The organism is Nitrosospira lacus (genome assembly GCF_000355765.4).
Taxonomy (GTDB): domain Bacteria; phylum Pseudomonadota; class Gammaproteobacteria; order Burkholderiales; family Nitrosomonadaceae; genus Nitrosospira; species Nitrosospira lacus.
In genome coordinates this window covers 343,567-354,682 of sequence record NZ_CP021106.3, presented here as the reverse complement: position 1 = coordinate 354,682, position 11,116 = coordinate 343,567, and the positions used below count along the sequence as shown (strand labels likewise).

Annotated in this window: 8 protein-coding genes and 3 tRNA genes; all 11 read left to right on the top strand. The window is 51.1% G+C overall.

Annotation, left to right across the window (positions count from 1 at the left end; translation table 11 throughout):
• The first annotated feature begins 18 nt into the window (after positions 1–18).
• The 11 genes from folE2 (at position 19) to epsG (ending at position 11,006) form a co-directional block, all read left to right on the top strand.
• Positions 19–819 carry a GTP cyclohydrolase FolE2 gene (folE2, locus tag EBAPG3_RS01530; protein WP_085921880.1) on the top strand — a complete coding sequence of 267 codons (801 nt, stop codon included), beginning with the start codon at positions 19–21 and terminating at the stop codon, positions 817–819.
• A gap of 150 nt (positions 820–969) precedes the next feature.
• Positions 970–1,046 (top strand) — tRNA-Pro (locus EBAPG3_RS01525).
• A 36-nt stretch (positions 1,047–1,082) separates the two neighbouring features.
• Positions 1,083–1,159, top strand: a tRNA-Arg gene (locus tag EBAPG3_RS01520).
• A 52-nt stretch (positions 1,160–1,211) separates the two neighbouring features.
• Positions 1,212–1,286 (top strand) — tRNA-His (locus EBAPG3_RS01515).
• 1,376 nt (positions 1,287–2,662) lie between these two features.
• The gene (epsA, locus tag EBAPG3_RS01510; RefSeq protein WP_085921879.1) at positions 2,663–3,448 is read left to right on the top strand and encodes an XrtB/PEP-CTERM-associated transcriptional regulator EpsA; all 786 of its coding nucleotides are present in this window, start codon (positions 2,663–2,665) and stop codon (positions 3,446–3,448) included.
• Between the two features lie 64 nt (positions 3,449–3,512).
• Complete coding sequence (locus EBAPG3_RS01505; RefSeq protein WP_418304124.1) at positions 3,513–4,856, top strand: undecaprenyl-phosphate glucose phosphotransferase; 1,344 nt, start codon at positions 3,513–3,515, stop codon at positions 4,854–4,856.
• A gap of 137 nt (positions 4,857–4,993) precedes the next feature.
• Complete coding sequence (epsL, locus tag EBAPG3_RS01500; RefSeq protein ID WP_004180946.1) at positions 4,994–6,265, top strand: XrtB/PEP-CTERM-associated polysaccharide biosynthesis outer membrane protein EpsL; 1,272 nt, start codon at positions 4,994–4,996, stop codon at positions 6,263–6,265.
• 479 nt (positions 6,266–6,744) lie between these two features.
• Positions 6,745–7,779, top strand: a complete 1,035-nt coding sequence (locus EBAPG3_RS01495; RefSeq protein ID WP_004180944.1) for an EpsD family peptidyl-prolyl cis-trans isomerase — start codon at positions 6,745–6,747, stop codon at positions 7,777–7,779.
• A 44-nt stretch (positions 7,780–7,823) separates the two neighbouring features.
• Complete coding sequence (gene epsE / locus EBAPG3_RS01490; protein WP_051049120.1) at positions 7,824–8,618, top strand: polysaccharide export protein EpsE; 795 nt, start codon at positions 7,824–7,826, stop codon at positions 8,616–8,618.
• Between the two features lie 11 nt (positions 8,619–8,629).
• A complete protein-coding gene (epsF, locus tag EBAPG3_RS01485) occupies positions 8,630–10,054 on the top strand; it encodes a chain length determinant protein EpsF (protein ID WP_004180942.1) in 1,425 nt (474 codons plus the stop codon).
• 19 nt (positions 10,055–10,073) lie between these two features.
• Positions 10,074–11,006 (top strand): chain length determinant protein tyrosine kinase EpsG, encoded by a 933-nt coding sequence (gene epsG / locus EBAPG3_RS01480; RefSeq protein ID WP_004180941.1) that lies wholly within the window; start codon positions 10,074–10,076, stop codon positions 11,004–11,006.
• Positions 11,007–11,116: the final 110 nt, after the last annotated feature.

The following is an 11,116-nucleotide window of genomic DNA, read 5'->3' as shown; positions in this document are numbered from 1 at the left end:
TTTTGGAAGGCAGGTATCATGAACGACATGAATTTTCTTATTGCGGATGTCCAAGGCGTCTTGGATACCCGGCGTATCGCAATCAATAGGGCAGGTATCAAGGCCGTCCGTCATCCGGTGACGATTAAAGACAAGGATGGCAGCAAACAGCATACCGTGGCCCTATTCAATATGTATGTAAATTTGCCTCATAATATGAAAGGCGCGCATATGTCGCGCTTTGTGGAGATACTCAACAGCCACGAGCGGGAAATTTCCGTCGAGTCGTTTGAAAATATTTTGCGAGCCATGGTAGAGAAGCTCGAAAGCGAATCCGGCGGTATCGAAATGACCTTTCCTTATTTCATCAACAAAGCGGCGCCGGTTTCCAGAATAACAAGCCTGTTGGATTATGAGGTGACCTTTATCGGTGAAATCAGTGAAGGAAGCTACAAGTTCACCATGAAGGTCATTGTACCGGTGACCAGCCTATGCCCATGTTCCAAGGAAATTTCCGCTTACGGAGCTCACAACCAGCGCTCCCATATGTCGATCTCGATTTGCATCAACAGTTTTGTCTGGATCGAGGAGCTGATAAAAATCGCCGAAGGCCAGGCGTCATGCGAGCTGTACGGAGTACTTAAGCGTACGGACGAGAAATACGTTACCGAAAAGGCCTACGACAATCCCAAATTTGTCGAGGATGCCGTTCGCGACGTAGCTGTGGTCCTGGATCGAGATGCGCGCATAGATGCCTACGTGGTGGAATCAGAAAACTTTGAATCCATCCACAATCATTCGGCTTATGCGCTGATCGAACGGAATAAAATGAAGAACTGAGAAGCAGCGCCCGGCAGGCCCTCAAGGTCAACATTTGCATATCATCAGGGAGCCATATGTTCAGGCGCGGTTCCGGGTCCACGATAATTCTGGTGGAAGAAGGCCATAAATTGACCTTTCATGGATGGAAAGGTATAGTAACGCCCTTTCCGGGGTGTAGCGTAGCCTGGTAGCGCGCCTGGTTTGGGACCAGGATGTCGGGAGTTCAAATCTCTCCACCCCGACCAATTCATGCTAATGTGGGGCGAAATCCGATTTGAGTGGTGCCCGTAGCTCAACCGGATAGAGCACCAGCCTTCTAAGCTGGGGGTTACAGGTTCGATTCCTGTCGGGCACGCCATAAGCTATCTTCTAGCTCATGGTATTCCAGGCTATGCGGTTATTTTCGGATGGTGGCTGTAGCTCAGTGGTAGAGTCCCGGATTGTGATTCCGGTTGTCGTGGGTTCGATCCCCATCAGCCACCCCATAAAAACAAAGACTTGCAGAAATGCAGGTCTTTTTTTATAACCCTATTTATAAAATGTAACCGGTTTGTAACCCGTTGTTATGAGAGAGAGCCATTTGAAATATGAGCACCAGGCTAATAGCTTTAGAGACGCTAGGCGCGCTCTTATGCTGCCACACGCTTCGGACGACGTTCAATCAATCACCACAGCGTTCGTGTTCTGTCGCGACGGCTTAACCGGACTTGATCGTGAGGTAATACCAGAAGACCATATTCAAAACTTACTCCCATGAGCTTGACCAACACATGGATGTATCGACCCTTGTATATGAGCCTAATGAAAACCCACATCCCCTAAAGGCCTCGCTGCTGGATACTGAGCAATTGAAGCAATTTTCGCTGATCGTTGACGAGCTTGCTACATGGTCTGAGTGCGAGTTTCAAAAGTCCTAGGTATTGCAGACGTCTGCACAATTTCCCCTGGACACCAAAAACCCCCAGCTTTACTATTGTAAATACACAGGTGTAGCCCCCATTCACCCCCTCTAACCCAGAGACGGATGCATGGTAACCCATTAGCCCTATCTTCCGATGGACTGATACCGATTATCGGGCTATTTATTCCATAGGTGCGCTTAAGTGGTTTCTCTGAAGATGCTTCCAAGCATCAGATACTTGTTCAGCATATATTAAGCCTTGACTTGAATTCGTTGGCAATGTGCTGGTAAATAGGTAATTCATTTCGCTAAGCAACCTTGCTTTTCTTCAATCCGCTTCCATCGCATGCCGTTGAGGCGGGTAACCCTGCTACATAAGAGACTGTTACCACGTCGCAATCCTGGGAAATGCCAACCCATTGGTGGCATTTCCCGAATAAATTTATTTGTCGCTCTTTAGCGACAATAAAATTCCATTATAAACAGATAGTTATTATGTGGTGGCCAGAAATCTACCTTGTTTGACGACAACATGGCCCTGGTATCATTTGATAATTAATTGATTTTTAATGTTAAAAAACATGGCATGAATCGTGCTTTATCTTGTCAAGACAGGATTCTTCCTCGCTATCCCACGTTATGTGGGTTATCGCACGGACACTCCAACGGGGAAATATTAAATATGGTTTCCTGGTGTTACCGTGCAAAATGGGTTCGAAGCCCGCCGTCCGCGCAGCCTGGAGAATTTTTATCAAGAACAGAAGGTTTCTTCGGCAGCGATGACGATCCGCTGAATAAGGTAGTTGTTGTCACGCAGTAGTGATGGTGCAACATTCCTTCGGCGCCATGGCTTTCTCATACTTTGAGTCAGGTACATGAACCAGTGGAATACCGGCTTTTGCGTCGAAGAATCAATCTGCCCAACTTCTTAAACCAAGCAGCTGACCAAACATCACGATTATGAGTTTCTTCTCTTCACTTTCTTCTGATCATCTTCAGCGTTACGCCCGTATTATCCAGGAAGGGATCACCGTGCGCGGACACCTTGACCTGTTCAGATGGTTACAGGGAGAAGTTCAGCATTATCTGCCTCATGAGATCATGCTTGCCGCCTGGGGCGATTTTGGCTCAAATTTTATCCGGCACGATATCGTTTCCGCGCTACCTGGGATTAGAACCGCACACTTGGAATCGGAAGATCTATCACCGTTGCTGCGGAAACTCTATAATCGGTGGGATGAACTGGGGAGAATGGCCTGCGCATCGAGCGTTCGACCTAATGCTTTGTATGAAGAGGGCGGCCTGCCATCCTCTTTTGGCAAAGCCTTGCAGGGCATGCATTCCTCGGTGCTGCATGGCATCAGCGACAAACGCGGACGTCATGATTGTCTTTACGTGATTTTCAGCTCGCAAGACAAATTCGATAGCTCCACGCTTAGTGCAATGGAAATCCTGCTGCCTTATCTGGACACGGCATTACGCCGCGTGGCACCCCTGGCGCACCCCCCTTGCGCCGGGGTACTTCTGGCGGATTCTCCGGAAAGTGAAGACTACGGACTAAGCGAGCGTGAAAGCGAAATCATGAACTGGGTAAAGATGGGCAAAACCAATGCCGAGATCGGCAGTATCCTGTCCATCAGCGCCTTCACCGTAAAAAACCATTTGCAGCACATCTTCAAGAAACTTGACGTTTATAACCGGATGCAGGCCGTATCGAAGATAGAACGCAGTCTCAGCCATGGCTGAAGCCAATCCGGTATTCTCTGCTTCCACGGTTTCCACCCATAGCAAAGGGCCGCTTGGCAACAACATGCTGAGCGCTGTCGAGTCCATTCTCGACCCTGCGGCATTGATACTTTCGCTCTGGCTGGTGAGCACCCGCATTGAAGGGGGATTGCCGCCTCCCTACCTGATTCTCGCGGTAATCGTGTTTTCGATCACCTTCCCCGGCACTTCGCGCCTGCAATTTTCAATTAAAAGATTGGTCTTCGACGTTCTGTACAGCTGGTTCTGGGTGGTTTTGCTGTTGCTTCTTCTGGGCGTTGCCACCGGCTATATGAACGAATTCTCCAGCGAGGCGCTGATCACATGGCTCTGGGTGGCGCCGCTGAGCCAGATCGGCGCTCATCTGGCGCTGCGCGCCACCGCCCCTTACCTGCTGATGCTGCAAGGGCCGCCGCAGCGCGCCATCATCGTCGGCATGAATGATCAAGGCGCCGCGCTGGCCGGCCGCATTCACGAGACGCGCTACTCAAAAATCGAGCTGTCCGGTTTCTTCGATGACCGCAGCCCGAACCGGCTCAACCAGGCCGCAAACAGCCAGTTGCTCGGCAGGCTGCGCGAGCTTCCCGGCTTCGTCAAGGAAAACCGCATCCAGTACATCTACCTGTCGCTGCCGATGGCCTCGCAGCCGCGCATCCTCCATGTGCTCGACGAACTGAAAGACACCACGGCCTCCATCTACTTCGTGCCCGACATGTTCATCACCGATCTTATCCAGGGCCGCAGCGGCACCGTTTGCGGCACCCCGGTCATCTCCGTGTGCGAATCGCCTTTCACCGGTTCCAACGGAATCATCAAGCGCGCCAGCGATATCGTTCTCTCCCTGCTCATCCTGGCGCTGATCTCGCCGCTTCTGCTGATCATCGCCCTGGCCATCAAGCTGGATTCCCCCGGCCCCGTCATTTTCAAGCAGCGCCGCTACGGCCTCGATGGAGAGGAAATCCTGGTCTACAAATTCCGCTCGATGCGGGTGTGCGAAGATGGCGAATCGATCCGCCAGGCGCAAAAGGGAGATAGCCGCATCACGCGCATCGGCGCTTTTCTGCGCAAGAGCTCCCTGGACGAATTGCCGCAGTTCGTCAACGTCCTGCAGGGGCGCATGAGCATCGTCGGGCCCCGCCCGCACGCCGTGGCGCACAATGAGATCTACCGCAACCTGATCAAGGGCTACATGATCCGCCACAAGGTCAAGCCCGGAATCACCGGCTGGGCCCAGGTCAACGGTTACCGCGGCGAAACACGGACGCTCGACAAGATGCAGGCGCGCATCGACCACGATCTCGACTACCTGCGCAACTGGTCGCTGCGGCTTGACCTGCACATCATCCTCAAAACCATCATGGTGGTCTTCAGGGATCGCGCCGCGTATTGAACTCAGACGCTTGGTCTCTCCGATAGCTCCTATGGGCTATTGTCTGTGAGCAACGCCTCCGTTACCTTCTTGCAGCCAGCATAATACCCATTGCGGTATTATTTGTACCCGGAAAGATAAAAAAACCGATTAAGAAAATGTTGCTGCTGAATCTTTCCCGTTGCAACCGTCCTTGGCTCGCGATTGCCGCCTTCATATTGTTACCATTGACTGTCCAGTATGCCAGTGCCGATGCGGGAGATACGTTCAATGTAACCGCGAGCAGCATGCTGATGTACGATAGCAATGTTTTCCGTTTATCGCCCCTTGTCAACCCGGTTACCTTGCTCGGACAACCCTCTCGATCTGATCAAATCGTAACCTCATCGGTCGCGCTCAGCGTGAACAAGCTTTATTCGATGCAGCGCTTCGAGTTTAATGGCAGTATCGTCGATAATCGCTATAATACTTTTGACTTCCTTAATTTTATCGGAAAAAACTATACGGCCGCCTGGCATTGGTATCTAACCCCCTATCTTCACGGTAAGTTGAGCAGTGGCCACAGGGAGGTGCTTAACAACTTTGCCGACCTCACTGGATTTGCCAACTCTACCAATCGCAATTTACGTACCGATGACAATATCCGTTTCGATGGCGTCTTCGAAATCAATGGGGGCTGGCGCATTATCGGTGGTATTTCCCAAGATACGCGCAAGAACAGCCGGCTTACCGTGCAGGATTTTGATAACAGAGTGCGTTCCGTCGAAGGTGGCATTCGCTATGACTTTCCCTCTGGCAGCTCGCTGACCTACAAGGTAAGAAGCGGTCTGGGTGAATTCTTTAAGCGGCCGCAACCGCTTTCAAGCGAGCTCTTCGATACCCGTTTCGACGAATTGGAACATGAAGTACGGTTAGCTTGGTTTATTACCGGCAAGACTTCCATCGATGCGCGTGCCGGTCATCTCGAACGTAACCATGCCCACTTTCCCCAGCGCGATTTTTCCGGGTTCGTGGGCAATTTCAATCTGAATTGGGCTCCAACCGCCAAAACCCGCATATCCATGAGTTGGGCGCGCGAGCTCTCCAATTTCCAAACTGCGTCTGCGTTCCAACTTTCTCAGTTTCAGCGCTTTTCCAGTAGTTATATCGCCACCAACCGTTTCTCACTGTCACCAGTGTGGCAAATCACAGATAAAACAGCCTTACGCATGCGCTACGATTTTATCGTTCGCGATTTCCTGGGCGCTGTTATTTCCCTTCCCGCCGATCGTAGCGACACAATGCATTCCGGCCTTATTGCATTGGACTGGAAGCCACTGAATATGCTCTCGATGAGTGCTGTATTTCAGAGGGATCATCGATCCTCCAGCCTCACCGGCTTCGATTTCGACAGTACTGCAGGCAGTGTTACGGCGAGACTCAGTTTTTGACGGCGGAGAGAATATTTCCGGGAACGGGGAGTAGTACTTTGTAATCATTGCTTAATAATCTGATTCGTATATTGTAATTATAATTATTCATATAGTCGGCTTGCGGCATATGCCATACTTGATTCGTTGACTATCGGAAGACCAGCGATTCCTGGAGATAATCCCGATGGGGATGACCACACGAGTTTTAATTATGAGCGGATGCTAAAAACGTAATTGTCAATCGAACCGATGACACTTGCGAATAATTCTACAAAATCTCAAATATACGTATAACCCGCATTGACGGCGATTGGTATCTGGTGTATATATTTTTTGTTACCTTCTTCTTATACTGGCCAATCATCAGCTGGCACAATCAAAGTACCGTAAGGCAAGCAGCGGTCACGAAAATGCAACACTGTAAACCTAAGATACATCGGTTATTTTTTTGAATCTGGCTGATTGATCTGTCACCCCGTCATTTCACCTGATGGGCCGTGATTACCAATCGTATTATTCAATTTCTGAATATTGTGGGTGTCAACATTTTTTCTTTCAAGGTACACATGGAAGCATTCCGTCAAAAATTAACATATTCGATACTGTTTGTGTCCGCTGCATTCGGGCTGGCCGCTTGCAACAACAAGGAAGCCGAAAAGCCCGCTAGCCAGATTGCGGCTAAGGTCAATTCCGGAGAAATCTCGGTTCACCAGGTCAATTACATACTTAGCCGTACGGGCGCCGGAGCCAATAAGCCCGAAATGGCGCCGAAGATTCGCCGGGAAATCCTCGACAGGCTTGTTGATCAGGAACTCGCCGTCGAACAAGCTATTGAGAAAAAACTCGATCGCTCACCCGATGTTCTCATGTCCATCGAAAATGCACGCCGGGAAATCCTTGCCCGTGCCTACGTTGAGCAGATTGCCGCGGGAATGGACAAACCAACTGTCGATGATGCAAAGAAATACTACGCTGAACATCCGCAGCTTTTTGCCGAGCGGCGCATCTACAACATCCAGGAAATCGTGCTTCCCGCAATATCCGGGATTGCGGACGAGTTACGTGAATTGCTCAATGGTGGCAAATCAATGGAGGATATTGCCAACTGGTTAAAGGGTAAAGGCATAAAATTCGTGGGCGGAAGTGCCACGCGTCCAGCCGAGCAGATTCCGCTTGAATTGCTGCCCAAAATACATCCGCTCAAAGTCGGGCAAGGCTTGCTTATGGAAGGTCCCCAATCCATTACGGTGATGCGGCTTGCCGCTTCACAGTCGGTACCGATATCCGAAGATGTCGCACTCCCACGCATTCAACAGTTTCTCGGCAACCAGCGTACGACAGAGGCAGCCAAGCAAGAGCTCAAAGCGCTCAAGGCCAAAGCCAAAATTACCTATATGGGCGAATTCTCCGGCGGCGACAGTGCGACATCTCAGGCAGCCACTGCGCCACCAGCTGCACCTGCGGCAGGCGCTGCCATATCGAAGTCTGCTGCTGACATCGCTGTTGAAAAAGGTGTGGCCGGTTTGAAGTGAAACTTGTTCAACTTACCGAAATGCATAAGAAAAGCGTGACATTCATGACCCAAGTACTCATTCGGACATTCATTGTTTTTTCCTTGTTGGCGACGAACGTTTTTGCGGAGGATAATCTCGACTATCCACTTGGTCCGGGAGATGTCCTGCGTATCAATGTTTTCCAGAATCCTGATCTCACGACTGAAACCCGCGTATCCGAAAATGGTTCCATCACTTTTCCGTTGATTGGTGCCGTTGACGTTGGCAGCCTTTCCATTGCTGCTGCGGAAAAGAAGATTGCCGCGGCACTCAAAAATGGTGGTTTCGTTCAGCACCCGCAAATCAATATTGTCCTTTTACAGATGCGCGGTAACCAGGTGAGTGTGCTTGGGCAGGTCAACCGGCCAGGGCGTTTTCCACTTGAGACATTGAGCCGTGTCAGCGACATGCTGGCAATGGCCGGGGGAGCCACGATGGCCGGAGATGATTTCGCCATCGTCACTGGCTTACGGAATGGCAAGCCCTTCCGTAAAGTTATAGATATTCCCGCACTTTACCTTGGGGCAAAATCGGACGAAGATATCTTTCTCGCTGGCGGGGATATTATCTACGTGCACCGCGCCCCGGTTTTTTACATATATGGCGAGGCCCAGCGGCCGGGCCCTTATCGTATCGAACGTGGCATGACGGTAATGCAGGCACTGGCTCAAGGCGGTGGCCCCACCACGCGCGGCAGCGAATGGCGTTTGCGTCTCCACCGGAAGAATGACGAGGGCAAGATCGAGAAGCTCTCGCCAGAGATGACCGATGCGGTGCAGCCCAACGACGTTATCTACGTACGCGAAAGCATTTTCTGATAGTCAAAGTCATGACAATCCAGCAATTCCTGCTTATACTCCGGGCGCGTTACAAGGTAGTGGTTTTCACGCTATTGGTTATTGTGATCGCTACACTTGTGATCAGTCTATTGTTGCCAAAACAATATACCGCCAGTACCGCCGTTGTGGTTGATGTCAAGTCACCCGATCCATTGGCGGGAATGGTTTTGCCCGGCCTCGCGGCTCCCGGCTATATGGCTACGCAGATAGATATCATTAATAGTGATCGCGTAGCTCAGCGCGTAGTCAAATTGCTTCGCATGGATGAGAGCCCTGCCATCCGCGAACAATGGATGGCAGCTACCAACGGTGAAGGTGAGTTAACCGTCTGGCTGGCTGCTCTGCTGAAGCAGAAACTTGACGTCAAACCTTCGCGCGAGAGCAATGTCATCAATATCGATTTCAGTGGCAGCGAACCTGGTTTTGCCGCGACTGTGGCCAATGCCTTTGCACGGGCTTACATCGATATCAATCTTGATCTCAAGGTCGAACCCGCCCGCCAATATGCTGCCTGGTTTGAAGATCAGATCAAAATACTTCGCGATAAATTTGAAAAGGCTCAACAGGCGCTCTCTGCCTATCAGCAAAAAACCGGCATTGTCGCTACCGATGAACGCCTTGACTATGAAGTCGCGAAGCTCAACGAACTTTCAACACAGCTAACCATCGTTCAGGGGCAGACTTCCGACAGCAGCAGTAAGCGCAAGTCCGTGGGTAATCCCGAAACGCTGACAGAAGTGATGCAAAGCCCATTGATCAACAGCATTAAATCGGACATCGCTCGCCTTGAGGCTAAGCTCCAGGAAGGCAACGTCAATCTTGGCGCAAATCACCCGCAAACCAAGCGTGCCCAATCTGAACTTGCGGCGCTCAGGAACAAGCTGGCCAGTGAGACTCGGCAAATCCATGACAGCATCGGTACGTCCTACCGAGTTGGCAAGCAGAAGGAAAAGGAGTTGCTCGAAGCAATGGAAGTGCAGAAAAAACGTGTACTAGAACTGAACAGGCAGCGTGATCAGATTAGCGTGCTCCAGCGAGATGTAGAAGCTGCCCAGCGTAACTTTGAAGGTGTGAGTCTGCGTTCCGCTCAAACCCGGCTTGAAAGTCATTCGGTGCAAACAAATATTGCAACACTCAATCCCGCCTCAATACCCACCGAACATTCTCGGCCCAGGATATTCCTCAACGTATTAATTTCGATCTTTCTTGGAACACTACTTGGAGTAGGCCTCGCATTGATACTTGAACTCGGCAACCGTCGCGTGCGCTCAGTGGAGGATCTCGCCGAGATCATCGATCTGCCGGTACTGGCGACGATTCCATCCGCAGCATCATCTTCGACTTTACGCAGATTTCCCAAAAAACTTTCCCGTCAGAAAGTGTCCAGGCAGGTACTCGGAATGAAGGCTTCCTGAAATCAATCGGAATCAGACTATGAAACCAGTGAGCACCAGCTTCTCCACTTTCAAGCGAAATCAGGCCACGAATTCCGCTGATCCGCTTGTCTATGGAAAGACCCAGCCCATTGGCAGCAGCGGCAGCGCGATTGGAACCATCCTCATTGAAAATGGGCGTCTGTCCGCGGAAAACGCCGAACGTATCTCGCGCCTGCAAAACGATCAGGACAAGCGTTTTGGTGATATCGCGATCGAACTGGGCCTGCTGACGGATGACGATATACGGTTCGCCCTTTCCCGCCAATTTGATGATCTTTATCTCCCGGCGGACGATACCAGCCTAAATCATCAGGTGGTAGCCGCTTATACGCCATTCAGTCCTGTCGTTGAGAAGTTGCGTGCATTACGCAGTCAACTTATGTTTCGCTGGTTCAATGCCGAGACACATCACAACGCTCTTGCCATTATGAGTTCGAACGTTGGAGAGGGGCGAAGCTTTATTGCGGCTAATCTGGCCGTTGTTTTCTCGCAGCTTGGCGAGCGTACCTTGCTTATTGATGCCGACCTGCGGACGCCCTGCCAGCATGAACTGTTCAAGCTCGGCAACACTATCGGCCTTTCAGGCATGCTCGCTGGTCGCATCGGTACCGAAGCGATTGCGCGCGTGCCTTCCCTACCCGAACTGTATGTGCTCCCAGCAGGGGCCATACCGCCGAATCCACAAGAGTTGTTTGGCCGTGCTGGTTTTGCCGAGCTGCTGAAGTCGCTGATCCGTGATTTCGATACCGTCATCCTGGATACGCCGGCCGCAAATGAATACGCCGAAGCCCAAATAATCGCGGCCGGCGCGGCCGCCGCGCTCATACTCGCCCGCAAGAATCGAAGCTCGGTCTCGGAAATGATTAAATTAACCCGGAGCCTTCAGCAAACCCGTACTGCGCTGGTGGGCTCAGTACTGAACGATTTCTGAGCCAGAAGAATGGATGTGAGGCCGGTATCAGATGTTCCAATGCATAATCTCACCCTGAATAGCGATCCCGTGGCTGTGTTGCTTATGGGGAGCTGCAACGCTGGATTCAC